This window comes from Streptomyces sp. NPDC050997, assembly GCF_040660135.1.
Lineage (GTDB): Bacteria > Actinomycetota > Actinomycetes > Streptomycetales > Streptomycetaceae > Streptomyces.
The window spans coordinates 24,687-48,579 of sequence record NZ_JBFAGK010000020.1; the positions used below are offsets into that span (position 1 = coordinate 24,687).

The following is a 23,893-nucleotide window of genomic DNA, read 5'->3' on the forward strand; positions in this document are numbered from 1 at the left end:
TCGGTAGGATATACCCTGTAGGGGTATATGTCTGTCCCTGATGTGGAGGACGCGATGACGACCACCGAGGCCGGCGCGCAAGCGCCCTCCGCCACCGAGGATCCGGGCGTCGTGACGGACCACGACCGCGGCGTGCACGGATACCACAAGCACAAGGACGAACACCTCAAGCGGCTGCGCCGGATCGAGGGCCAGATCCGCGGCCTTCAGCGGATGGTCGACGAGGACGTCTACTGCATCGACATACTCACGCAGGTGTCCGCCTCCACCAAGGCCCTGCAGTCCTTCGCCCTGCAACTCCTGGAGGAGCATCTGCGCCACTGCGTCGCCGACGCGGCCGTCAAGGGCGGCGCGGAGATCGACGCGAAGGTGGAGGAGGCGACGAAGGCGATCGGCCGTCTGCTGCGCACCTGAGCGTGCCAGGTGGCCGAAAACACGCGCTGCCGGCTCGGCGCTCCCGGCTCATGCGTCGGAGGCGCGTTCCTCGGCCACGCGCAGCACCTCGTCGATGCTCTCCAGGCTGAGCCGGTCCCCGCCGGCGGCGGAGGCCGCGATGATCAACTCTCCGCACAGCTCTATCTCGGCGAGGGCCACGTGGTCCTGAACTGCCGTACCGCCGACCGGAGCCACGCGCATCACCTCTTCTCTGCCGTCACCGGCTTCCTAGAGTAGGGAGCGGCCCACGCGCCGCGCATGGCACGGACGGGCTAGTTCTTGACACCCGTCACCAGGCCATGCGGGGCCCTCACTCTTCGGCGATCCGGCCGGCGTAGATGTCCCCGGCCGCCGGCAACCGTACCTTCGCGGGCGTCCCGAAGTCATAGAGCAGGGTCGTCGAGGCGACCATGACGGAGTCCTTCGGCGCTCCGCCGACCAGGCTGAAGCGGTGGCGGAGCTTGCGGATACGCCCCTCCTCGTCGAGGTAGACGTCGAAGGGCACCCTGGCCGAGGTGAACCCTTTCGCCGCGGCCGCCAGCGGCCCCTTGTTCCCGGCGGACGCCTCCCTGGCCGCCGCTCCGAGATCCGCCGTCCCCCGGTAGTGCCGCACCGCGGTCCCCGCGAGCTCGGTCTCGCCCACGTACGTCGCCGTCCGCGTCCCGCGCAGCACCTCGGCGGCCGCGAGCGGATCGGTGACCCCGCCGGTGACGAGGTTCCCGTCCGAGAGAGTGGCGGTGTCGACCCGGACCCATTTGTCCGCGGGCACACCGGCACCCCGGTTCTTCATGAACAGGGCGCCGGGCGCGAGGAGTTCGGTGATCGGCCGGTGCTCGCTGATGCCCGCCGGGTCCTGCGGCAGCAGCACCCTCAGCCGCCCGAGCTGCCGGCGGTAGTCGTACACGCCCTCGCCCCGGATGGTGACCCGGGTCCCGCCGTTGGCCATCTCCATCGACGTACGGGCCTTCGAACTCCCGGCGTCCACCAGGGTGTCGGCGACCAGGCGCAGGGTCCGGACCGAGTCGGCCGAGCGGGCGTCCTCGGTGTCCGCCCCGCTGTCGGAGCAGCCGGTGATGCCGACGCACCCGCAGAGCAGGAGCCCCGCCACGACGAGCGCACCACCGGTACGCCTGTGCCGCTCCACCATCGCCTCTTGCCCCCCAGCCGGTATGTCCGTCACGGGCCCCGTGTCGTTCCGCTTAACGACGGGTATGAGGCCTCGTCACGCGCACATCAGCCCTTTGCCTTGGCCGGGTACCGTTGTCGGCGTGGCGCAGCAGGACAGGATTCCCCCACTTCCCGACCGACCCGCACACGACACACAGACGGTCGAGCGGGGCCGTTTCTGCCTTGCCCGCTGCACCTGCGGATGGCGCGGCCCGGCGCGCAGAGCCCGCAGCCAGGCCCGCGCGGACGCCGAGGGGCACATCCGGGACTGACGGGACCGAGGGGACCGACGGGACCGACGGGATTGCGGGGCGGCGTCGACCGTTCCGCTACATGCGCTTACCTGCGCTTACCTGCGCATACGTGCGCGTTCACGTGCGTTCGAACTCCCGGACCAGTAGCTCGTCGATCAGGGTCCGGTCCCGGGGCTGGGTCAGACGGATGCGGGCGGCCGTCGGGGGGAGCCAGAGGATGCGGTCCACCTCGTCGTTCGGGACGAACGCGCCCTCGGTGGCCTCGGCGGCCCAGTAGCGGACCTCCTTGGCGCGGCCGTTGGCCATGTAGCAGACGGTGGACAACTCGGCGCCCGGCGCGGCGTCGTAGCCCGTCTCCTCGGCGACCTCGCGGCGGGCCCCGACGAGGTGGTCCTCGCCGTGCTTCAGCTTGCCCTTGGGCCAGGACCAGTCGTCGTACTTCGGCCTGTGCACCAGACAGAGCTCCAGCTCGCCGTCCATCGGGGAGCGGCGCCACAGGACGCAGCCAGCCGCCTGGACGGGGGTTTCCTCCGGGTGGTTCATGTCGTTCACCGCCTCCTGAGGGGGGTCAGGGCGTGCCGACCGTCTGCTTCTGCCACGCCTGCTGGAAGGCGAAACGTGCCGCCTCCACCTCGTGCCGCTGGTCGGCGTGGAGCACGCCGAGGGCGTAGGCCGTCGCCGGTGCGATCCGCGGGGTCCGGGCCGCCTGCGCCGCCGCCGCGGCCGCCTCGGAGGCGTCGCGGTGCCGGTCCAGGGCCTGGCCCGCGGCCAGCAGGCGTACGTCCACGGGCGCGTTCGGGCCCTGGAGGACCTCGCGGGCGTAGCGGTGCAGGCGCAGGAGCAGCCGGACCTGGTGCCAGGGGGTGTCCTGGGGGTGCGGGGCGGGGTCGGGGGCGAGGCCGTGGATCAGGGCCTCCGCGTTGTAGGGGTGCCCCGCGGTGACGAGTGGGAGGGCGGTCACCGCGTCGGTGAGTCTGTCCTGGGCCGCGACGGTATGGGGGTGGAGGCGGATGGTGGTCGCGTCGGGGACCAACGGGACCTCGCTGGCGAGTACCGCGATGTTGTCGGCGACCGCGTGGAAGCGGGAGGAGCCGAGGGCCTGGAGGGCGGTCGAGTGGGCCCGGGTCCGGGCCAGGGTCAGCTGGCGTTCGAGCAGGGCGCCCGCTTTGGCCGCGCCCACCGTGAGGTTGCCGCGGTCCGGGGCGGCCGGAGGGGCCGGCGGGCCGGAGCGGCCGGGCCGGGCCGTACCCGCCGTGGCGCCCGCCGTCTGGACCGGGAACACCGCCCCGGACAGCCTGTGCAGGGCCAGCAGCAGCCTCTCCAGGCGGGCCGAGTACGCGTGTTCCATCGCCAACGTGCCGGACAGCCAGGCCAGTTCGGGACGCATGGACTCCGACCAGTCGGAGTCCAGCAGGGGGCGGAACGTGTGCAGGCTGCCGCTGATGCGGCGGACCGCGCGGCGCAGGGCGCGGGCCGCGTCGACGGGGTCCGCCGGGCTGCCGGAGCCGTGCGGGCCCGAGCCGTTCGCCGTGCCGCCGCCGGTCTCCCGGTGCAGCCGCAGGGCGCGGAGGAACTCCGTGGCCTGAGCCCGCAGGTAGCCCGCGAGGGCGTCCCCGGTCACCGGCCCGGCCATCGGGTCCGTCGGGTCAAGGTGTTGCTGTGCCACGCCGGCGCCTCCGGGCGTCTATGAGCATCTCCTGGACGTTGCGCAGGGGTTGGCCGTCGGCGTCGGTCGCGTGCCTCGTCCACTCACCGTCCGGGCCGAGGTGCCAGGAGGAGGTGGAGTCGGACATGCCGGTCTCCAACAGCCGGTTGAGCGACGCGCGATGGGCCGGGTCGACGACCCTCACCAGCGCCTCGATACGGCGGTCGAGGTTGCGGTGCATCATGTCGGCGCTGCCGAACCACACCTCGGGCTCGCCGCCGTTGCCGAAGATGAACACGCGGGAGTGTTCGAGGAAGCGGCCGAGGATCGAGCGGACCCGGATGTTCTCGGACAGGCCCGTGACGCCGGGGCGGACCGCGCAGATGCCCCGCACCCAGACGTCGCACTGCACGCCCGCCTGGGACGCGCGGTACAGGGCGTCGATGATCGCCTCGTCCACCATCGAGTTGACCTTGATACGGACGAACGCGGGGCGTCCGGCCTGGTGGTGCTGGATTTCCTTGTTGATCCGCGCGATCAGGCCGTCCCGCAGGGACTTGGGGGCGACGAGGAGACGACGGTAGGTCTCCCGGCGCGAGTAGCCCGACAGGCGGTTGAAGAGGTCGGAGAGGTCAGCGCCGACCTGCTGGTCCGCCGTGAGCAGGCCGAGGTCCTCGTACAGCCGGGCCGTCTTCGGGTGGTAGTTGCCCGTGCCGACATGGCTGTAGCGCCGTAGCGTCTCGCCTTCCTGACGGACCACCAGGGACAGCTTGCAGTGGGTCTTCAGGCCGACCAGGCCGTAGACGACATGGCAGCCGGCCTCCTCCAGCTTGCGCGCCCACTTGATGTTGGCGTGCTCGTCGAAGCGGGCCTTGATCTCGACCAGGACGAGGACCTGCTTGCCGGCCTCGGCGGCGTCGATGAGCGCGTCGACGATGGGGGAGTCGCCCGAGGTCCGGTACAGGGTCTGCTTGATGGCGAGGACGTCGTCGTCCTCGGCCGCCTGCTGCAGGAACGCCTGCACCGACGTCGAGAACGAGTCGTAGGGGTGGTGCAGCAGCACGTCCCTGGCGCGCAGAGCCGAGAAGATGTCGGGCGCGGACGCCGACTCGACCTCGGCCAGGTCGCGGTGGACACCGGCGATGAACTTCTTGTACTTCAGCTCGGGCCGGTCGAGGCCACCGATGCGGAAGAGGCCGGTGAGGTCCAGGGGACCCGGCAGCGGGTACACCTCGGCCTCGCTGATCTTCAGCTCCCGGACCAGCAGGTCGAGCACCTCCCGGTCGATGTCCTCCTCGACCTCCAGGCGCACCGGGGGCCCGAAGCGGCGCCGCATGAGTTCCCGCTCCAGGGCCTGGAGGAGGTTCTCGGCGTCGTCCTCCTCGACCTCCAGGTCCTCGTTGCGGGTGACCCGGAAGGCGTGGTGCTCCAGTACCTCCATGCCCGGGAACAGCTCCTCCAGGTGGGCGCCGATGACGTCCTCCAGGGGGACGTAACGGCCCGGGGAGACCTCCAGGAAGCGGGACAGCAGCGGCGGCACCTTGACGCGCGCGAAGTGCGGGGTGCCGGTGACGGGGTTCCGTACCCGTACGGCCAGGTTCAGGGACAGGCCGGATATGTACGGGAACGGGTGCGCGGGGTCGACCGCCAGCGGGGTCAGCACCGGGAAGATCTTGTGGCGGAAGAGCGTGAACAGGCGGGCCTGCTCCTTTTCCTCCAGCTCGTTCCAGCGGACCAGGTGGACGCCCTCCTCGGCCAGGGCGGGGGCGACGTCCTCGTGGTAGCAGGCGGCGTGCCGGGCCATGAGCTCGCGGGAGCGGGCCCAGATCATCTCCAGCACCTCGCGGGGCTGGAGGCCGGACGCGGACCGGGTGGCGACACCGGTGTGGATACGGCGTTTGAGACCGGCCACCCGGACCATGAAGAACTCGTCCAGGTTGCTGGCGAAGATCGCGAGGAAGTTCGCGCGCTCCAGCAGCGGCGTGTTCGGGTCCTCGGCGAGTTCGAGGACGCGCTCGTTGAAGGCCAGCCAACTGCGTTCCCGGTCGAGGAACCGCCCCTGCGGGAGCTGGGGCCCGTCGAACGGCGCCTCCTCGTACGCGTCGAGGTCGGCGTCGATGTCGGGTTCCAGGTCGGAGACGGCCGCGGACACGGTGTGCGGGCGGTGCGCGGCTATGGAACCCACGGAGGGCTGTGCGTGCTGGACCGATGCCTGGGCGTTTGGCTGGCTCATGGACCCATTGTTCCGCGCCACGAGCGATACAGGCGCGTCGGACAGCGCGGGCGGGAGTGCGGCGGACGCGCGGGCGTCCCCGTTCCTCCGCTTTTCCCCGGGGGGAAATGAAGGCTCTGGCACGGCTGGCTTCATTCGCTGAGGGTCGCAAGCCCGTCTGAACCAATGGTTACGGCGACATGGCGTGCGGGATATCGGGGGGCGGCTCCCGGATATCGGAGGCGGCTTCCGGGCGAGGACGATGCCGGTCTCCGTGAGCTGGAGGGGGCCAGAAGTGGGCGGCGGGGGAGCGGTCTGCGGGGCGGTCACGCCGGTCTCCCAGGGCCACAGGCGGGGCAGGGCCCACCCGACACCCAGGCGCAGGGCCAGGACGCCCGCGACGGCGACGGCGAGCGCGGGCAGCGCGCGGCGCAGGACCAGGCCGGCGAGGGCGCCGCCGGTGAGGGCGAGCAGGAGCCGGGCGAGGGCGGCGGTGCCGTTTGCGGTGAAGGTGGGGTCGTCGTGCCAGCTCCAGTCCGCCGAGGGGGCCCGGGTCTCGTACACCAGCCGGTGCCGAAGGACCAGGACGGTGGTGACCAGGGCGGGGCTCCACACGATGGCGAGCTCACCGAGCGTGCGGGCCGCGCGGTACGGCTCGACGGCGATGCCCCACTGACAGGTGTCGTCCGGGGTCGCGCACGGTCGCCGCCACTCCGCGGTGGCCCCGCGCGCACCGGGACCGTGGGCCCACAGCAGGTCGCCCGCAGGGCGGTGGGGGCGGTCATACGGGGGACTCCTCGCGGACGCGGGCGGTGCCGGTACGGCGCCTCAGCGGCAGCGCCTGACCAAGGCCGGGGAGCCGTCGCACGCACGTGGTCGCCGAGCCCAGGGCGAGGGCGACGCGGGTGCGCCGGCCGCCGGAGTGCGGACACGGCTCCTCAGGTCCAGGTAGCCGGCGTCCAGGATCCGCCGCTCGGTCTGCTGGACGATCTGGACGTGCCCGAAAGTCAAGCGTGATCGCGTGAACCGATCGACCGGGCTCGTCCGATGAGGAGACGTGAGCGAAACGAGAAGCGACGGGGAGCTGCTGCGGGCCATCGCGGCGGACGCGGACCGGCGTGCCTTCGAGGAGCTGTACCGGCGGTTCGCGCCGTGGCTCACCGCACGGCTGCGCGGCCGGTGCGCCGATGCCGGGCTCGTCGACGACGTCGTACAGGAGACCTTCCTGGCGGTGTGGCGGGGCAAGGCCCGTTACCGGCAGGAGGGGGACGTGGCGGGGTGGCTGTGGCGCATCGGGTCGCGGCGGCTGGTCGACGCGCTGCGCGGGGACGGGGCACGGGGGCGGCTGCGGCAGGCGCTGGCGCGGCTGCGGCACCGGGACGAGGCGTCCGCGGAGGAGCGCGTGCTCGCGGGGGTGGAGCACGGGGACCTCGCGGGCGCCCTCGTCCGGCTCTCACCGGAACTGCGTGCGGTCCTGCAGGCGACGGTCATCGACGGACTGACCACCCGAGAGGCGGCCGTCCTCCTCGGCATCCCGCCGGGCACGGTCAAGACACGGGCGATGCGGGCTCGCTGGCAACTGCGGGAGGCGCTGGCATGAGGACAGGGGAACGTCTGCGGGGTGCTGACGTGACGGCGCGTGAGTATCTGCGGGGCGTGCGTGCGGCGACGCGTGATCGTCTGCGGGGCGTGCGTGCGGCGACGCGTGATCGTCTGCGGGGCGTGCGTGCGGCGACGCGTGATCGTCTGCGGGGCGTGCGTGCGGCGACGCGTCAACGACCGCAGGGGACCGGCATGAGTACGGGTGGACGACGGTGGGAGGTGGCGGCATGACCTGGCATGTGAGCGAAGAGGATCTGCGGGCCTACGCGCAGGGCGAGTTGGCGCCGCCCGTGCTGTGGGCCGCCGACACCCACCTCGGCGCCTGCGCGCAGTGCCGGGCCGTGCTGGCCGGTGTCGGCGACCCGGCCGCCCTGGACGCCGGATGGGAGCGGCTGGACGCCGAACTCGACGCGCCCCGGCCCGGGTTGTTCGAGTCGCTGCTGGTGCGGACGGGCGTCCCCGACCACATCGCGCGGCTGCTCGCGGCCACCCCGGTACTGCGCGGCTCCTGGCTTGGCGCGGTCCTCGCCGTGCTCGGCATGACCGTCTTGGCGAGCAACGCGCTACGAACCACCGACTCGCCCACGCTCTTCCTCGCCCTCGCCCCGCTGCTGCCGCTGGCCGGCGTCGCGCTCTCGTTCGGGCCCGTGCTGGACCCGACGTACGAGATGGCCGTGGTGGCCCCGCTGCACGGCTTCCGGCTGCTGATGATCCGGACGGTCGCGGTACTTGTCGCGAGCCTCGGCCTCGACGGCCTGGCCACGCTCGCCCTGCCCGGGTACGGGCTGCGGGCCCTCGCCTGGCTGCTGCCGGCGCTCGCCCTCACCACGACCGGGCTGGCACTGACCCCCCGCCTTGGCCCGGTACGCGCGCCCTCGCTGGTCGGCGGCGCGTGGATCGCGCTGCTGCTGGCCGCACGCGTGGCCGGTCCGGCCGGCGACGGGGCGCTGGTGCCGTTCACCGCGCTCGGGCAGGGGGTGGCCGCGGCGGTGGCCGCGCTCGCGGCCGGTCTGCTGTTCGCCGGGCGGGACGGCTTCGACCGCTTCCATGGGAGGCCCGTATGACCACCGTTCCAGCTGTTCCAGGGGAGTACCGGATGACTTCCGCCGACTTCGAACACCTTCTTGGGAGTGCCGTATGACCCCCACCGTCTCCGCCTCCGGGCTCAGTCTCCGCTACGGCGGTACGCGCGCCCTCGACGACGTGTCGCTGCGGCTGGCGCCGGGCGTCACCGGGCTGCTCGGGCCCAACGGGGCGGGCAAGACCACCCTGTTGCGGGTCCTGGCCACGGCTGTGCCCGCCGATCACGGCGCCTTCACCGTGCTCGGCAACGACCCGGGCACCGCGCGCGGCCGGCAGGAGGTGCGGCGCGCGCTCGGCTACCTGCCCCAGACTCCCGGCTTCCACCCGGACTTCACGGCCTTCGAGTTCGTAGACTACGTGGCGATCCTGAAGGAGCTGACCGACCGCGCCGCACGCCACCGCGAGGTGCGGCGCGTCCTTGCCGAGGTCGACCTGACCGACGTACGCGGCAGGCGCATCAAGAAGCTGTCCGGCGGGATGCGGCAGCGGGTGGCGCTGGCCGCCGCCCTCGTCGGCGACCCCGGTTTCCTCGTCCTCGACGAGCCCACCGTCGGCCTGGACCCCGAACAGCGCATGCGGTTCCGGGAGTTGATCGCCCAGGCGGGAGAGGGACGGACCGTGCTGCTGTCCACCCACCAGACGGAGGACGTGGCGATGCTCTGCCACCGCGTCCTGGTGATGGCCGGCGGGCGCGTCCGCTTCGACGGCACCCCGGCCGAACTGACCGCGCGGGCGGCCGGCCGGGTGTGGAGCAGCACCGAGCGTGCCCCGGCCGCGAAGGCGGGCTGGCGCACCGGCACCGGCACCTTCCGCAACGTGGGTGATCCGCCGCCCGGCGCGGACCTCCTCGAACCCACCCTGGAGGACGGCTACCTGCTCACGCTCGACGGCGAGGGTGCCCAGGAGGTGACGGCGGCATGAGCGCGGTCATGGAAGCGGCACCGACGGTGGTGCGCACCGAGCTTGGACGGCCGTGGCGGGCCGTGACGGACCTGGCCCTCTTCGAGGCCCGCAGACTGCTGACGCGGATCCCGGTCCTCTTCGCCTTCCTCGTGAACATCGGCTGGATCGTGTGGCGGACCCGGGATTCCTACGACGGCTACCCGGCCCTTCAGGACGTCGACCGCGCCACCCAGGGCGCGCCGGTACTCGTCGGACTCGCGGTGCTGCTGAGCGTCAACCACGCGGTGCTGCGCGCCAAACGGCGGGACACGGAACGGCACTTCGCCGTCCTGGTGGTGCAGCCGTGGCGGCGTACTGCCGCACACGTGCTGTCCGTCGTGCCGGTGGCCGCGGTCGTCGCGTTGTGCGTGGCCGGGCAGTTCACCTGGGAGGCGCTCAAGCCCGGGGCGGTCGGACGCGGCTCGGTCGGCGAACTGCTCGTCGGCCCGCTGACGGTACTGCTGTTCGGGGCCGCCGGGGTTCTCATCGCCCGGCTGGTGGCGTCGGTGGCCGCGGCGCCGCTGCTGATCGTCTTCTTCCTCCTCTTCTTCCTCTTCGCCTTCAGCGCGTCTTCCGGCGGCAATGAGGAGGACGGCACACGCTGGCTGTACCCGATGATCATTGAGGCCGGCGGCAACTCCTTCCCGTCCGACCTGCTGGGCCGGCCCGCCGTCTGGCACGCCCTGTACCTCCTCGCGCTCGCCCTGACGGTCGGTCTGCTCGCCGTGCTGCTCGGCGGCGGGCGGCGGATCCGGACCGTGCAGGGTGCCTTCGTGGGCATGCTCGCGGTGACCGTGCTCGGCGCGTCCGCCCAGATGACCGGGGTCCCGGCCGCCACGACCGCCGCCCGCGAACGGGCCTCGGCCACCCCGGCGAAGGAACAGACCTGCGTCGAGCGGGACGGGTCCACGTACTGCGCGTTCCCCGAGTGGACCCCGCGGGCCGACACCTGGGCCGACACGGTGAAGCAGGTCCAGTCCCTCACCGGCGGTACCGCGCACGACCAGAAGCTCCTCGTCCGGCAGCGGCTCGAGGCCCGCTACGGCCTGGGCTCCGACAGCACGCTCGAACCGTCGACCACCCCGTACCAGGTGACCGTGGGCACGGCCTGGGGCGGCAACCGCGTCCCCGAGTTCTCGGTCGCGGTCGCCGGAGTGCTGGTCACGGGCGACGAGAAGACGGCGACCGGCGATCTGTGCGACGGGCGGATGGTCACCATCATGTGGCTGGGCCTGGCCGGCCGGCCCGACCCGATCGGCGACCTGGCCCGGGCCCGTCTCGACGACGGCGTCAGCGGCTCCTCGCTCGTCATCTCGCCGACCGAGCCCCTCTACATGACGGGCGGCCAGACCAGTGTCGTACGGCAGTTGCTCGACCAGCCCCGGCAGACGGTCGCCGCGAAGGTGACCTCGCACTGGGCGGAAGTGACCGCGCCGAAGGTGACGACCGCCGAGGTGGCCCGGCTGCTGGGCGTCGAGGCGCCGAAGGAGGCGGACAAGTGCCTGTAGGAGCGACGGTACGGGGACTGCTGGCCCCCCTCGCGCGCACGATGCCGTGGCGGACGCTGGGCGCTGCCGGTGCGCTGGGTCTGCTGGCGGCCGCCATGCCCCGGCTGCTCGGCGACGAGCCCAGCGACTGGCTGGCGCTCAACCTGTTGCGGGCCGCCGCCCTGGCCCTCGCGGCGGGGCTGGCGTTCGTCCTGGACGATCCGGCCCGCCACACGACCGCCCCGGTACCGGTACGGCGGCCGGTCCGCCAGTTGCTGCGGGCGGCGCTGGCGGTCCCGTTCACCGCGTTGTTCTGGACGGCGGCCGTACTGCTGGTGCCGGCGGCGGTCCGCCCGCCGGTGGGCGCGGTCACCCTGGAGGCGGCGACGACGTTCGCGCTGGCGCTCGCCCTGTCCGCCGTGGCGATCCGCTTCCGCGAGGAACCCCGGCCGGGCGCGGGGGTGACGGCTGTGCTCCTCACGGGGGCCGTACTGTCCGCGCTGCTGCCGCCGGACCGCTGGGCGCTCATGGTGACGGTGAAGGACGAGCGGTGGGCGGCCGCGCACGAGCGGTGGGGGGTGCTGCTGGCGGCGGCGTTGGCGGTGTGGGCGATGTGCGGGATGGAGCCGGTACGGCGGCGGTCGGCGGCGGGCCCGCTGAAACCGTCGCGCACCTGACCGCCCCGCGGTCACACCGTCCTGGCTCAGCTCTCCGTGCGGTACATCAGGTCCGTCTCGTACGTCCCGAAGCCCAGGCGTTCGTACACGGATACCGCCGCCTCGTTGTCGGCGTCGACGTACAGCATCGCCGTCGGCAGTCCCTGACCCGCGAGATGCCGTAGCCCGACGGTCGTCAGTGCCTTGCCCAGGCCGCCGCCCTGGGCACCGGGCCGGACTCCCAGGACGTACACCTCCCCGAGCTGTTCCGCCGCGTGGACCTTCGTCCAGTGGAAGCCGACGAGTTCCTCGCCGCGGAAGGCCAGGAAGAAGCCCGCGGGGTCGAACCACGGTTCGGCCTCGCGGTCGTCGAGGTCCCGCTGGGTCAGGGACCCCTGCTCGGGATGGTGCGCGAAGGCCGCCGCGTTGACCGCGAGCCAGGCCGAGTCGTCGACGCCGGGGACGAAGGTCCGGACCGTCACGCCCTCGGGGAGCACCGGATCCGGCAGGTCCAGATCGCCCAACGACCGCCGCATCTGCCGTAGTTCACGGAACAGGGTCAGGCCGAGGACCTGCGCCAGATGACGGGCGGACGAGTGACCTCCGTGGGCCCACACCCGCAGCCGCTTCCCGGACGCGGCGAGCAGCGCGGAGCCCAGCGCCCGGCCGTGGCCGTTACCCCGGTGCGAGGGATGGACGACGAGTTCCGCCGCCGGCGCCTCCACCGGGTCGGTGTCCTCCAGTTGGGCGTAGCCGACGAGTTCGTCCCCGACGGACAGCAGCAGATGAGCCACCCCGGCGCGCGAGCCGCCCCGCAACTGCAACCGGCCCTGTTCCGACACCGCCTGCTGCCCGTCGTTCCGCGCCGCCGCCGCGAGCAGCCCGAGCACCGCCTCGGTCTGGTCCGGGGAGAGTTCGGAGCGGGTCTCGATTGAGCGGGGGGTACCGGTGTGTGCGATGTCGTCGCTGGTCATGCGTACGAGGGTACGGGGAGGTCCCGGCAAAGTGGCGGCAAAGAAGCAACCAGGATGTAACCGGGAAACACCTGTCGCGCTACGCGCGTTGACCCTAGGCTGCGCCGGAACGGGGCCCACTTTCACACCTGAATCACAGGGGGGCGTATGCCAGCCAATTCCCACCCGCACCCGGATCGAGCCGTGCGCAGCAGACGTCGTACTCGCCGGCTCCTCGCCGCTGCCGCCGGTCTCGTCACCGTCGGCGCGCTGGCCGCCGCGATGCCGGCCACGGCGAGCGCCGGCGAGGGCAAGGGCCGGCCGGGAGGTCACACGCCGGGCCGCTACCAGGACGTACAACTGCTGTCCTTCAACGACCTGCACGGCAACCTGGAGCCGCCGTCCGGTTCCTCCGGCCGGGTCACCGAACTCCAGGCGGACGGCACCACGAAGACGATCGACGCGGGCGGCGTCGAGTACCTCGCCACCCATCTGCGCGAGGCCCGCGAGGGCAACCCGTACTCCGTCACCGCGGCCGGCGGCGACATGGTCGGCGCCTCCCCGCTGATCTCGGGCCTGTTCCACGACGAGCCCACCATCGAGGCGCTGAACAAGCTCGACCTGGACGTCACGAGCGTCGGCAACCACGAGTTCGACGAGGGCGCCAAGGAACTCGCCCGGCTGCAGAACGGCGGCTGTCATCCGACCGCCGGCTGCTACACGGACAAGAGGTTCAAGGGCGCCGACTTCCCCTACCTCGCGGCGAACGTGCTGGACGAGAAGACCGGCAAGCCGATCCTGAAGCCGTACTGGGTGTGGAAGAAGAAGGGCGTCAAGGTCGGCTTCATCGGCGTGACCCTGGAGGACACCCCGGGTGTCGTCTCCGCCGAGGGCGTCAAGGGCCTGAAGTTCAAGGACGAGGTCGAGACGATCAACAAGTACGCGCGCGTGCTCCAGGCACAGGGCGTGAAGTCGATCGTCGCCCTCATCCACGAGGGCGGGCAGCCGGCCTCCGGCTCCTACAACTACGACTGCGACTCCCCGGGCGCGGGCGACGGCATCTCCGGCCCGATCGTGGACATCGCCAAGAACATCACGCCGTCGGTGGACGCGCTGGTCACCGGCCACACCCACGCGGCGTACGTGTGCACGATCCCCGACCCGGCGGGCACGCCGCGCATGGTCACCTCGGCCGCGTCCTTCGGCCGTCTCTACACGGACACCACGCTCACGTACGACCGTCGGACGGGTGACATCGCCCGTACGTCCGTGAAGTCGGCGAACCACGTGGTCACCCGGACCGTCCCCAAGGCCGCGGACATGACCGCGCTGATCGGCAGGTGGAACACCCTCGCGGCACCCATCGGCAACCGCGCGATCGGCTACATCTCCGCCGACGTGCCGAGCACCGGCACCGAGTCCCCGATGGGCGACCTGATCGCGGACGCGCAGCTCTGGTACGGCCGTGAGCTGGACGCCGAGACCGACCTCGCGCTGATGAACCCCGGCGGTGTCCGGGCGGGCCTCACCTACGCGGCCAAGGGCAGCGAGGGCGACGGCGTGGTGACGTACGCCGAGGGCTTCACCGTGCAGCCGTTCTCCAACACGGTGAACCTCCAGGACTTCACGGGCGCCCAGCTGATCCAGGTGCTCAAGGAACAGGTGAGCGGCACGAACACGGCCGCGCCGAAGATCCTTCAGCCCTCCGCCAACCTGACGTACACCCTGGACCTGACGAAGACCGGCGCGGACCGGGTCGTCACCGACTCCATCAGGCTGAACGGCGCCGCCATCGACCCGGCGGCCGGCTACCGGGTCGCGACGAACAGCTTCCTCGCGGGCGGCGGCGACGGCTTCACCACCCTGGGCCAGGGCACGAACGACCTCGTCGGCACCGACGACCTGACCGCTCTCGAGCAGTACCTGACGGCCAGTTCCTCGGCCGGCGGCCCGATCGCGCCGCCGACGGCGAACCGAATCACGATTCTGCAGTAGTGAACGTTCAGTTGATCGGCGGATCGTGAGCTGAGTCGCACGGAGCCGGTTCAGGTTGCGGGTGGGGGGTACGCGCATGATCGGATGGATCGATGCGCGCCCCCCACAACATCCCTACGCATCCGCCTGCAAACACCTATGCAAATCCGTACGACGAACTCCGTGCCCTCGATGACGGCCCAGAGGGTCCAGACGGTCCAGACGGTCCACTGGAGGAGGCCCTTCAGCGGGGCTCCGAGCGGGGCTCTGACTCCGAGCGGGGCTTCGAACGGGGCCCCGAGGAGGACGAGTCCTGGGCTCCGCCGCATCACGGCCGCAGTGGTCGCAGTTCTCGCGGCGGCAGCAGCCGCCGTCGCAAGCGCGGCCGGTTCGCCGGACTTCCGTTCGCGCTGAAGGCGGTCTGCGGCCTCGTCGTCCTCGCCGCCTTCCTCACCCTCGCCGACCGCTGGGCCCTGCTGTACGCCGAAGGCCGGGCGGCGGACACGCTCAAGGACCGGATGAAGCTGAGCGCGGCGCCCGAGGTGGAGATCGGCGGATTTCCCTTCCTCACCCAAGTCGCCGACAAGCGGCTGGAATCGGTACGGCTGACCGTGCCGGACGTCGCCGCGGACCGGGTCTCGCTGGCCCGGGTGACGGCGACCGCGCACGACGTCCATCTGGACGCGGACGGGCTGACCGCCGTACGGGGAGCCGACATTCCCCGGCTCGACGGCGAGGTGCTGCTCTCCTTCGACGATCTGAACCGTGAACTCGGCGCGTCCCAGGTGACGTTCACCGGGCAGGGCCGGGACCGGGTGCTGGCGCGCGGCACGTTGCCGGTGGCCGGGCACGATCTGAAGTTGCGGGCCGACGCGCGCATCCGCCGGGACGGCGAGCAGGGAATCGCCACCGAGATCGGCGGAATGCGCCTCGACATCGGGGACTTGGCGACGTACCGCCCGGGAACCTCGGCCTCCGAGGGACTCCACCTGACCCGCGGGGCCGCCGCCGCCCTCGCCCACGAGACCCGCAAGGCGAAGGCGCTGCTGGGGGTTCCGTCGGTGGTGCGGTCGCTGGGTGTGCCCGACTCCGATGTGCGCGAGGCGCAGCGCTCCGACTCCGCGCTGTCCCGGCTGACCGGCCGGCCGAGCTTCGTACGGCAGGCCATGGGCCTCAACCTCGTCGACCTGGCCCTGGAACAGCCCGAGCTGCTGCAGCGCCTCGGCTTCGATCCCGCGCTGCTGGACGCCCTGCCCCGACTGACCCGGCCGGTCCTCGCCGATCAGCTGTCCCTGGGGTTCGAGGTGCCCGAGCCGGAGCGGGGGCAACTGCGGCTGCGGGACGTGCGGGTGCGTGAGGACGGGATCCAGGTGCGGATCGAGGGCTCGGGGTTGGCGGTCGGCGGGTCCTGACGGTTCTGCCGCCTACCGACAGGCGCCCGCCTGTCAGGCCCGCTTGGGGCCAGTGATCTCTTCGCCGATCACGAAGCCCTTGGCGGGGCCTTCGGGGATGGTGACCTCGGTGCCGTAGGGACGCGGTGGATGTCCTCCCAGTCGGCCTTGTCGGGCCTTGGCGGGCCTTGCCGGGCCTTGCCGGGCCTGCCGTCGTGTCGGGCATAAGTTCTGTGTGAATTCTCATCGGTTCCGGGATTCGTCTGAGACTTTCATTTTAGAGGGGACTCACATCGAATCTTATTGAGTTCCAAGGTGAATTGGCTTTTTCGGCCCAGGAAATCCCGTAGTGTTTTCCATGTCGAAAGCGAACGACGCAGACGCGAAGGGCGCGAACGGCGAAGTCAGTTCACCCGCACGACCACAAGGAGAGAACCATGAGCTTCCACAAGATCGCCCCGGTGAAGAAGGCCTGTAAGCCCGCCCCGGCGCCGAAGAAGCACGCCCCGAAGAAGGTCGCCCCCAAGCGTCGCCCGGTCGCGCACAAGGGCTGAGCTGTAGCAAATCCGCGACATATAAATCCTAGCTAAAGAATTCCGTCGAGGAATTCCGGGAGGGAACACCCATGAGCTTCCACAAGATCGCCCCCGTCAAGAAGACCCGTAAGCCCGCCCCGGCGCCGAAGAAGCACGCCCCGAAGAAGGCGGCCCCCAAGCGCCGCCCCGTCGCCCACAAGGGCTGACGCAAGGGCTGACACAAGGGCTGAGGCACGCCACGAGGCGGGGTCGTCGGTGAGCGGGCTCGACCCGCCACCGGGGCCCCGCCTCGGCCATGTCCAAGAGGGCTCGCGCCCGGAGGGAGTTGGAGACCATGAGGGAAGTCCGCGAGGCTTTCGGCCGTTTCTGGCCGCTGACGCGGGGCGACCGCAAGTGGCTGGCGGTGATCGTGGCGTGCGTGGTGGTGTCCGCGCTCGCCGAGACCGCCTCGATCCTGCTGTTCGCGCAGCTCACCGACAACGCCCTGAAGGCCGGTTCGCTCGCCGCGTTCTGGGGTCCGGCCGGGGGCTGGCTGGGCGTCGCCGTGCTCGGCGCGCTCGTCGGCTACCTCGGCAACTCGCTGGCGACCTGGACGGCCGAGAGATTCGTCCTCCGGCTCCGCGCGAACGTCTTCCGCCATGTCCAGGACCTGCCACCCCACTTCTTCCAGCAGCACCGCCGGGGCGACCTGGTCGAGCGCCTGACCGGTGACGTCGAGGCCATCGAGCAGATGGTCGTCTCCGGAGTCGTCGGCACGGTCTCCGCCGCCTTCTCCGCCGTCTTCTACGCGGCCGCCGCCTTCTGGCTGCGCTGGGACCTGGCCCTGGCCACCTTCGTCCTCGCACCCCTCTTCCTGCTCGCCGCCCGCCGCTTCTCCGGCCGGATCAGGGAGGCCGCACGGGACGAGCGGGTCGCCGACGGCGCGATCACCTCGGTGGTGGAGGAGTCACTGGGCAATGTCGTGCTGACCCAGGCCTACAACCGGCGGGGCGACGAGGAGGAACGCCTCGACCGGGAGGCCCGCGCCTGGATGAGGGCGTCCGTGCGCGGGGCGCGACTCAGCGAGATGTACGAGCAGTTCGTCGAGGTCGTGGAGACGCTCTGCGTCCTCACCATCATCGGCCTGGGCGTCTGGGAGATCTCCGCCGGCCGCATGACACTGGGCCAACTCCTCGCCTTCGCCGCCTTCGTGGGCTACCTCTACCCGCCGATCCGCAACCTCGGCCAGCTCGGCCTCACCCTCACCGCCGCCACCGCCGGCGCGCAGCGCCTGGGCGAGATCCTGGACACCCGGCCGTCGGTGGCCGACCCCGCCGAGCCGGTGGGGCGGTGGCCCGTCCGCGGCTGGGTCGGCTTCCACGGCGTCTCCTTCCGCTACCCGGGCGCGGCCCGCGAGTCGCTGGACGACGTGGCCTTCACCGCTGCTCCCGGCGAGCTCGTGATCATCACCGGCCCGAGCGGCGCCGGAAAGTCGACGCTGTCCAAACTCCTCACCCGCTTCTACGACCCCTCGACCGGCGTGATCACCCTGGACGGCGTCCCGCTGCCGGACGTACCCCTGGAGTTCCTGCGCGAGCAGGTCGCACTCCTGCCCCAGGAGACGCTGATCCTCAACGGCACGATCCGCGAGAACATCGCGTGCGGGCGCCCCGGCGCGAGCGACACGGACATCGAACGGGCCGCCCGCTCCGCCGCCGCGCACGACTTCGTCACCGCGCTCCCCGACGGCTACGACACCGAGATCGCCCCCGGCACCGCGGCCCTCTCCGGGGGCCAGCTGAAGCGGATCACCATCGCCCGCGCGATGCTCCGCGCGGCCCCCGTCCTGGTCCTGGACGAACCGACCGCCGGCCTCGACTCGGTCTCCGCCCGCCAGGTCGTCCAGCCCCTGCGCCGCCTGATGTCCGGCCGTACGACGATCATGATCACCCACGATCTGAGCCTCGCCCCCGACGCGGACCGCATCCTGGTCGTCGACCGGGGCCGACTCGTGGAGAGGGGCACCCACGCCGAACTGGTCGCACACGCGGGGATGTACGCCCGCCTGGCGGGCCCGTTGCCGGAGACCCTGGCGGCACCGGACGACACCCTGATCCTCCGGACTGTCCTCTAGATGATCGGCTGCGGGATCTGGCGCCTTCCCCGGCCCGATGAACCCTAGAACGGCTCCGCCGCCTCCAGGATCCGCGCCGGCAGATACGGCGACGACACTCTGATGTTCCAGCCCCGGCGGCGGGCGTGGCAGACGAGGGCCAGGATGTCCAGGTTGATCGCGGCGTCGCAGTCGGTGGCGCGGTCGGCGATGCGGTGGTGGTCGCGGTGGGCTTCCAGGGCGTCGAGGAGAGCCAGGTTGAAGGTCTCCTCGTCGCCTTCGACGAGCTGGGAGAACAGGATCGCCGGGGGCGGCAGGAACGCCTGGTTCTGGGCCTTCGCGCAGTCCAGCAGGGCCTGGTCCGTGGCGGGTTCGGGGTCCTCGCCGCGCAGGTAGTCGTGCAGGGCCTGCCGGTACGAGGCGAAGGGCGACCCGTCGGCGGAGACGCAGGTGGGGCCAGCGAGGACCAGCGGAGCCAGATCCTCCCGGCGGCCCGTGACCAGGGCGAGGTTCACCGCCCGGTGCCAGGCGCCCGGCCCGGCGTCCTCGTCACGGCAGGCGGGATACGTGACGGTCGTCCCGTCGATCGTCACCTCGACCTCCGTGCCGGGCTCCGCCAGCGTCGTACGGAACAGCGCGGCGCCCAGCTCGGCGGCGAGCCGCAGGTTGCCGAACTGGAGGTCGGTCGCGTCGGCGGAGTGCGAGGCCCGGGTCTTGAAGAGGATCTCCTGGTCCGTGACGGCGTGCGCCAGCTCCCAGGCGGCGAGCGGCTCCCCCGGCACCGGGGTGAAGGCCTCCCGGGTGTACCGCTCGAACTGGGCCTCACTCTCCGGGCTCAGCGGCTGCGGATCCACCGGACGCTCGAACTCCACCACACCGGAGGCGAGTTCGGCGACCGCGTCGGGTCGCCGGTCACGGCCGTACGCCACCACTCTCGGCGGTGGCGTCTCGAAACCGGTGACCAGCGCGTGCGGCAGATACCCGGAGTCGACGGGGGACGGCCAGCCCTCGCGGCGGTACGCCAGCGCCGTCAGCGCGAGCGGCAGCAGCGGCAGCAGACTGCCCGGACGCGCCCCCGGGCCGGGGGTGTCGGCGAGCGGCAGCAGCAGCCGCACCACCGCCGAACCGAACGCCTCCGGGTCGCCCGCGGTCAGCGCGCGCAGGGCCTGCAGTCCGAGGCCGTGCGGATGGTCGACCAGGTCCTCCCCGGTCTCCGCCTCCAGGGCCCGGATCCTGACGATCGCCGCGTCGATCGCGGCGAGCTTCTCCTCGCGGGAGGGCGGGTAGTTCGCGTCGTCGTCCCCGGTGTCGCCGATGACGTACGCCATGAAGCCGTTGATCAGTTCGGCGTCGGGCCGCCCGGCCCGGCCCTGCTGCGGGGCCTCGCGGGCGAAGTGGAAGGCCTCGCCGTGCCATTCGGCCTTGGCGCCCAGGACGGACAGACAGAACGCGTCCAGCCACTGGCCGGCGCCGACCGACTCCGGGCTGCCCTCGGACTCGGGGTCGTAGACCATGCCCCAGTTCACGTAGTTGAGGAAGACCTGGAAGTGGTTGTGCGGGAAGTACGCCGCGTACGCCACCGCCCCCGCGGCGGCCTCCACGGCGTCCTCCAGCACCGCCTTCGCCTCCGGCGTGTGCAGGTCGGGCGTCTCGACGGAGAGCGCGCCCAGGTACTCGACGAACTCCTCGGCCAGCAGCCACCACTCGTACGAGGTCACCGGACCGGCCTTCGACATCGACCGCACCCGCGAGCCGATCCGGTTGACGAAATCCTCGCGCACCGCCGAAACGGCCGCCTCCCCGACCCGGTGCCGCTCTATTCGCACTGTCCCGCTCCCCCGTCGTTCCCGACTCCATGATCCGGCCCAAGCCTAGATCGATCGCGGGCCACCGGGGGAGCGATGGGTGTCAGTTGGGGGAGCGATGGGTGCCAGTTGAGGGAGCGACGGGTGTCAGTCGGGCGTCGGTGTCAGGAAGCCGTGGTGTCAGGAAGCCGTCGGGTCAGGAGGCCGTGGGGGTCCAGTCGGCCAGCCAGTCGGCGACCTCCTGGCCGGTGGCCTGGGCGTCGGTCAGCTGGGGGCGGTCGGAACTCGCGGCGCCCGCGCCCGCTCCGGTGTTCTTGTACTCGGCGAAGCGGTCGTCCTTCCAGGAGAAGCCGCCCATGTCGGACCAGGGAGTGGTCTTGATCGCCGCGCTGAGGGAGGTGTTGCGGACGGTGGTCTGCGGGTCGAGGGTCGCGTCGCCGCCCGCGTGCCAGTTGCGGCCGAGGAAGAAGCTCCGGTCGGACACGTCACCGTTCACCGTGGAGTTGGCGATCAGGATGCCCTTGCGGTTCGCGGCCGTGCTGGGGGCCGTGACATAGCCGGCCGAGGTGCCGTTCCAGCGCTTCTTCAGGGTGATGACGGACTTGTCGATCACCGCGGTGGCGCGGCCGAAGATGAAGTCGGTGTTGCCGATGACGTAGGAGTTGGCGATGTAGACGCGGCCCAGCTTGTCCTTGGACGCGGTGTCCACCAGCAGGGTGTCCTGGTCGCCGCTGACGATGACGCCGTCGAGGAACACCTTGTCGGCGGAGGTGCGCAGGGCGACTGCCTGGTTGGCGATGTCCTGGTGGGCCGCCTCGTCGAAGTCGTTGGAGATGGTCAGGTTGCGGGCCTGGAAGTCGTCCGCGTCGACGGCGACACTGGCGCTGCCGCCGGTGCCGTACGTACCGGAGCCGTCCGGCTTCTGCGTACCGGCCGCGTTGTCGTAGACGATCGTGGTGTCCTTGCGGCTGCCGCCGGTGCCCTGGATGGTGACGTGCGGCTTGTTGGACGGGACCTTGACCAGCTCACGGTACGTGCCCGGCTTGACGGCGATCACGACGCGCGGCGTTGTTCGCGGGTACGGCGTTCACGGCGGCCTGCACGGTCGTGTACTGGCCGCTGCCGTCCTTGGCGACGGTGAGGGTGGTGGCCGCGGCCGCCTTCGTCGTGGGCGTCGTACCGATGGAAGTGCGGGGCCCCGCGCCCGACTTGAGGAGCGCCGGGACGTCGGCGGCCTTGTCCAGCGTGTACGCGTAGTACGTCTTCGGGTCCCACGCGGCACCGGGGCCGCCGCTCTCGTTGTCGCCACTGGTGCCGGAGAAGACGTTGCCGCGCTGGACGACGGTGGCCGTGTCGTCGCGGGTCACCGGGTTCTTCATGCCCTGGAAGTAGGAGTTCTCCAGGACCATGTTCGTCCTGCCGCGCGAGTAGTTGCCGTACGAGGAGGTGATGGAGGTGCCCGCCTCGTCCTCCAGGTAGTTGTTGTAGAGGTGCGCGTGGGCGACGTTGTCCGTGGAAGGGTTGCGTTGCTCCGTCTCGCGGATCCAGTTGTGGTGGATCGTCATGTCAGCGGTGACGTTGTCGGTCCAGCCGATGCCGAACGCCTTGTTCTCCTGGCTCAGTTTGTTCCAGGAGACCGTCAGGTACGTGGTGTCCTTGCGGCTGTCGATGAGTCCGTCGGCCATGTGCCGCAGGTCGTTGTGGTCGATCCACACATGGTGCGCGCCGTCCATCTGGACGGCGTCGAAGTCGTGCTCCTTGTCGTTCCACACGCCTTGGTAGGCGTCCCGGATCGTCAGGTTGCGGATGATGACGTTGTGCACGCCCTGGCCGAGGAAGAAACCGCCGCCGACGATGTGCCCGGAGGTGCCGGAGCCGACGATGGTCTTGTCCGACTGGACCTTGATCTCTTTGCCGACCGGACTCATGGTGATGGTCGCCGCGACGACGATGACGTACGGCTCGGGCGCGGTCGCGTACTTCTCCAGGTCGGCGAGGGTCTTCACGGTGACGGTCTGGCCGTCCCGGCCGCCGTACGTGCCGTTCTGGCCCAGCGCGTCGACGGACGCGAAGCCGTCGGCGGTGGCGGTCGCCCAGGCGGGGGCGACCGTGGCGGCGGAGGCCATGGTCCGCGCGTCCGCGCCGAAGGCACCGAGGTCAGTGCCGAACGCCATGGTCCCTGCGGCGGTCAGTGCGACAGGCAGACTCACCGCCAGCGCCGTCTTCCTTCTGCGGTGGCGGGTCCTGCTGCGGATTTCGCTCACGGCTGCGTCCGATCAAGTGGGGGGCGGGTACCGGCACTTGGCAGTCGCAGCCGACGACGGAAACGTTGCCGGGCTCCCGACACGACACGACACGACCCGGGCGGGCGGGCCCTGCGAGGGCTCAGCGCCGGTACCGCGAGTGCTGCGTGAGCACTCCCGCCAACTCGTCCGCGAACCGGATGATCCAGTCCAGCCGTGCCCCGCCCCGGGCGACCCGGAACCCGTGCCGACGCCCGTGGAACGCGGCCTGCACCGCGTGGAACTGGGCCCAGCGCCGGACCCGTTCCCGGTCGAGCTCCGCCGCCTCCGCGAACACGTCGAGGGTGCGATGCACGGCCTGGCCCAGGTCGTCCGCCTCCAGCAGCGCGAGCGCCCGCGACTTGAGCAGGGTGCCGCCGTCGTAGGCCGGGTCTCCCACACAGCCCTTGGGATCGACGGCCAGCCACTGCTCCCGGTCGGCGCACAGGATGTTCCGGGCGTGCAGGTCCCCGTGGACCAGGAGGTCCGGCTGCGCCGGGCTCAGCTCGCGGACGGTCGCCAGGGCGGCGTCGAGCACCCGTCCCGGCAGCTCGTGCCGCAACTCGCCCGCGTCCCTGCGCAGTTCCTCCTCCCAGGCCTCGGCCCGCTCCCGTAACCGGGGCAGCCGCGGCAGCCCGGTCGGCGCGGGCACCGCCAGCCGGCGGCTGAGGCGCCCGGCCACACTGACGATCACGTCCTCGTCGCCGGCCTCGGCCTCCGCCAGGGTCCGCGTGCCGGCCCGCTCCAGCAACATCGCGAACCGGTCGTCGTCCCGCTCGTACAACAGGACGGCCCCCTGCCCGCCCCACGCGGCGAACGCGTCCGGCTCGTGCACGTTGCCCGGATGCGGAAACGACACCTTCAGTACGGCGGCGGTCCCCGACCCACGCCGTCGCACCGGAGCGATCAGGCCGACGCCGCCGTGCGTGACCTCACCGTCGGGCACACACGCCCAGCGCCCCAGCAACTCCTCGACAACGCCCGGCAGTTCGGCCAACCAGGCCGCCCCGGCCGCGCCCTCCCGCTCGACGGTGCTCCGCGTGAACGTCTCCGGTACCGCGATCATCCGGGCACCTTACGTGCCGGCGGGCCCCGCAGGGTGCCGGTCGGTCGGCGGTGGTGGTGGGTGAAACCAGACAAGCTTGCTGAGGAACGTGGGGTGGAATTATATGTTCCACTGTCCCGTTAATTCTGTATTTTTCTGATATCGGGGACATTTGGGCCGGCTCCTCCCGTCTTCCCCTTATCCGTATTCCGTGGCGCTGGCCAGCGGATCGGTGGCGGTCCGGGGACTCCGCGTCAGGGAAAAGGTGGCAAAGGTCGGCTTTTGGTCACCCACGCTTATCGCCTTTCAGTCAGACGTTCGAGCTAGGTACG

The 23,893-nt window shown here is 71.5% G+C and carries 18 protein-coding genes and 2 pseudogenes; 10 read left to right on the forward strand and 10 right to left on the reverse strand.

All coding sequences use genetic code 11. The features are described from left to right. Window positions 1-54: 54 nt before the first annotated feature. Complete coding sequence (locus AB0H86_RS33900; protein ID WP_362447704.1) at window positions 55-414, forward strand: metal-sensitive transcriptional regulator; 360 nt, start codon at window positions 55-57, stop codon at window positions 412-414. A gap of 48 nt (window positions 415-462) precedes the next feature. Here AB0H86_RS33900 and AB0H86_RS33905 read toward each other — a convergent pair whose 3' ends face one another. Next, window positions 463-636, reverse strand: coding sequence for a hypothetical protein (locus tag AB0H86_RS33905; protein WP_362447707.1), 174 nt, complete (start codon window positions 634-636; stop codon window positions 463-465). A gap of 109 nt (window positions 637-745) precedes the next feature. Next, entirely contained in the window at window positions 746-1,582 is an 837-nt protein-coding gene (locus tag AB0H86_RS33910) for a hypothetical protein (RefSeq protein WP_362447710.1), read from the reverse strand. 121 nt (window positions 1,583-1,703) lie between these two features. On the opposite strand from AB0H86_RS33910, the gene AB0H86_RS33915 reads away from it, so the two are divergent. Further along, window positions 1,704-1,874, forward strand: coding sequence for a hypothetical protein (locus tag AB0H86_RS33915; protein ID WP_362447713.1), 171 nt, complete (start codon window positions 1,704-1,706; stop codon window positions 1,872-1,874). Window positions 1,875-1,973: 99 nt separating this feature from the next. On the opposite strand, the gene AB0H86_RS33920 is transcribed toward AB0H86_RS33915, so the two are convergent. From AB0H86_RS33920 to AB0H86_RS33930, 3 genes are read right to left on the reverse strand one after another with little or no spacing between them, the layout of a single operon-like run. Then, a complete protein-coding gene (locus tag AB0H86_RS33920; RefSeq protein ID WP_362447715.1) occupies window positions 1,974-2,399 on the reverse strand; it encodes an NUDIX hydrolase in 426 nt (141 codons plus the stop codon). Window positions 2,400-2,424: 25 nt separating this feature from the next. Continuing rightward, complete coding sequence (locus AB0H86_RS33925; RefSeq protein WP_362447718.1) at window positions 2,425-3,522, reverse strand: CHAD domain-containing protein; 1,098 nt, start codon at window positions 3,520-3,522, stop codon at window positions 2,425-2,427. Then, window positions 3,503-5,869: an RNA degradosome polyphosphate kinase gene (locus AB0H86_RS33930; protein ID WP_362448147.1), complete on the reverse strand. Its 2,367-nt coding sequence runs from the start codon at window positions 5,867-5,869 to the stop codon at window positions 3,503-3,505. Before AB0H86_RS33930 ends, AB0H86_RS33925 begins: the two co-directional genes overlap by 20 nt. A gap of 901 nt (window positions 5,870-6,770) precedes the next feature. Here AB0H86_RS33930 and AB0H86_RS33935 point away from each other — a divergent pair. The 5 genes from AB0H86_RS33935 (at window position 6,771) to AB0H86_RS33955 (ending at window position 11,504) form a co-directional block, all read left to right on the forward strand. Then, entirely contained in the window at window positions 6,771-7,313 is a 543-nt protein-coding gene (locus tag AB0H86_RS33935) for an RNA polymerase sigma factor (protein WP_362447721.1), read from the forward strand. A gap of 229 nt (window positions 7,314-7,542) precedes the next feature. Next, entirely contained in the window at window positions 7,543-8,379 is an 837-nt protein-coding gene (locus tag AB0H86_RS33940) for a zf-HC2 domain-containing protein (protein WP_362447724.1), read from the forward strand. A gap of 73 nt (window positions 8,380-8,452) precedes the next feature. Further along, complete coding sequence (locus AB0H86_RS33945) at window positions 8,453-9,319, forward strand: ABC transporter ATP-binding protein (protein WP_362447727.1); 867 nt, start codon at window positions 8,453-8,455, stop codon at window positions 9,317-9,319. Then, a complete protein-coding gene (locus AB0H86_RS33950) occupies window positions 9,316-10,848 on the forward strand; it encodes an ABC transporter permease (RefSeq protein ID WP_362447730.1) in 1,533 nt (510 codons plus the stop codon). Before AB0H86_RS33945 ends, AB0H86_RS33950 begins: the two co-directional genes overlap by 4 nt. Beyond that, on the forward strand, window positions 10,839-11,504 hold the full coding sequence (locus tag AB0H86_RS33955) for an ABC transporter (protein ID WP_362447733.1): 666 nt from the start codon (window positions 10,839-10,841) through the stop codon (window positions 11,502-11,504). The genes AB0H86_RS33950 and AB0H86_RS33955 overlap by 10 nt, the downstream gene beginning before the upstream one ends. Before the next feature lie 26 nt (window positions 11,505-11,530). Here the strand turns inward: AB0H86_RS33955 and mshD are convergent, their stop codons facing one another. Next, the gene (mshD, locus tag AB0H86_RS33960; protein WP_362447736.1) at window positions 11,531-12,457 is read right to left on the reverse strand and encodes a mycothiol synthase; all 927 of its coding nucleotides are present in this window, start codon (window positions 12,455-12,457) and stop codon (window positions 11,531-11,533) included. Window positions 12,458-12,604: 147 nt separating this feature from the next. Between mshD and AB0H86_RS33965 the strand changes: the two genes are divergently transcribed. Then, window positions 12,605-14,431, forward strand: coding sequence for a bifunctional metallophosphatase/5'-nucleotidase (locus AB0H86_RS33965; protein WP_362447739.1), 1,827 nt, complete (start codon window positions 12,605-12,607; stop codon window positions 14,429-14,431). Between the two features lie 92 nt (window positions 14,432-14,523). Continuing rightward, complete coding sequence (locus AB0H86_RS33970) at window positions 14,524-15,822, forward strand: DUF2993 domain-containing protein (protein WP_362447742.1); 1,299 nt, start codon at window positions 14,524-14,526, stop codon at window positions 15,820-15,822. A 33-nt stretch (window positions 15,823-15,855) separates the two neighbouring features. Here AB0H86_RS33970 and AB0H86_RS33975 read toward each other — a convergent pair. Then, window positions 15,856-15,983: pseudogene (locus AB0H86_RS33975) on the reverse strand (Uma2 family endonuclease); the annotation flags it as partial. Window positions 15,984-16,671: 688 nt separating this feature from the next. Here AB0H86_RS33975 and AB0H86_RS33980 point away from each other — a divergent pair. After that, entirely contained in the window at window positions 16,672-18,450 is a 1,779-nt protein-coding gene (locus AB0H86_RS33980; RefSeq protein WP_362447745.1) for an ABC transporter ATP-binding protein, read from the forward strand. A 44-nt stretch (window positions 18,451-18,494) separates the two neighbouring features. Here AB0H86_RS33980 and AB0H86_RS33985 read toward each other — a convergent pair whose 3' ends face one another. The 3 genes and pseudogenes from AB0H86_RS33985 to AB0H86_RS33995 all read right to left on the reverse strand — a co-directional run bounded on the left by AB0H86_RS33985 (window position 18,495) and on the right by AB0H86_RS33995 (window position 23,582). After that, on the reverse strand, window positions 18,495-20,255 hold the full coding sequence (locus tag AB0H86_RS33985; protein ID WP_362447748.1) for an Imm49 family immunity protein: 1,761 nt from the start codon (window positions 20,253-20,255) through the stop codon (window positions 18,495-18,497). 175 nt (window positions 20,256-20,430) lie between these two features. After that, window positions 20,431-22,498 (reverse strand): annotated as a pseudogene (locus AB0H86_RS33990) (pectinesterase family protein). 121 nt (window positions 22,499-22,619) lie between these two features. Further along, entirely contained in the window at window positions 22,620-23,582 is a 963-nt protein-coding gene (locus AB0H86_RS33995) for an aminoglycoside phosphotransferase family protein (RefSeq protein ID WP_362447751.1), read from the reverse strand. Window positions 23,583-23,893: the final 311 nt, after the last annotated feature.

What these genes read in the sequence shown, in the direction of transcription:
- AB0H86_RS33905 (WP_362447707.1), bottom strand. Translation starts at nt 636, where the DNA reads ATGCGCGTGGCTCCGGTCGGCGGTACGGCAGTTCAGGACCACGTGGCC.
- AB0H86_RS33910 (WP_362447710.1), bottom strand. Translation starts at nt 1,582, where the DNA reads ATGGTGGAGCGGCACAGGCGTACCGGTGGTGCGCTCGTCGTGGCGGGG.
- AB0H86_RS33900 (WP_362447704.1), top strand. Translation starts at nt 55, where the DNA reads ATGACGACCACCGAGGCCGGCGCGCAAGCGCCCTCCGCCACCGAGGAT.
- AB0H86_RS33950 (WP_362447730.1), top strand. Translation starts at nt 9,316, where the DNA reads ATGAGCGCGGTCATGGAAGCGGCACCGACGGTGGTGCGCACCGAGCTT.
- AB0H86_RS33945 (WP_362447727.1), top strand. Translation starts at nt 8,453, where the DNA reads ATGACCCCCACCGTCTCCGCCTCCGGGCTCAGTCTCCGCTACGGCGGT.
- AB0H86_RS33995 (WP_362447751.1), bottom strand. Translation starts at nt 23,582, where the DNA reads ATGATCGCGGTACCGGAGACGTTCACGCGGAGCACCGTCGAGCGGGAG.
- mshD (WP_362447736.1), bottom strand. Translation starts at nt 12,457, where the DNA reads ATGACCAGCGACGACATCGCACACACCGGTACCCCCCGCTCAATCGAG.
- AB0H86_RS33920 (WP_362447715.1), bottom strand. Translation starts at nt 2,399, where the DNA reads ATGAACCACCCGGAGGAAACCCCCGTCCAGGCGGCTGGCTGCGTCCTG.
- AB0H86_RS33970 (WP_362447742.1), top strand. Translation starts at nt 14,524, where the DNA reads ATGCGCGCCCCCCACAACATCCCTACGCATCCGCCTGCAAACACCTAT.
- AB0H86_RS33980 (WP_362447745.1), top strand. Translation starts at nt 16,672, where the DNA reads ATGAGGGAAGTCCGCGAGGCTTTCGGCCGTTTCTGGCCGCTGACGCGG.
- AB0H86_RS33965 (WP_362447739.1), top strand. Translation starts at nt 12,605, where the DNA reads ATGCCAGCCAATTCCCACCCGCACCCGGATCGAGCCGTGCGCAGCAGA.
- AB0H86_RS33930 (WP_362448147.1), bottom strand. Translation starts at nt 5,869, where the DNA reads ATGAAGCCAGCCGTGCCAGAGCCTTCATTTCCCCCCGGGGAAAAGCGG.
- AB0H86_RS33940 (WP_362447724.1), top strand. Translation starts at nt 7,543, where the DNA reads ATGACCTGGCATGTGAGCGAAGAGGATCTGCGGGCCTACGCGCAGGGC.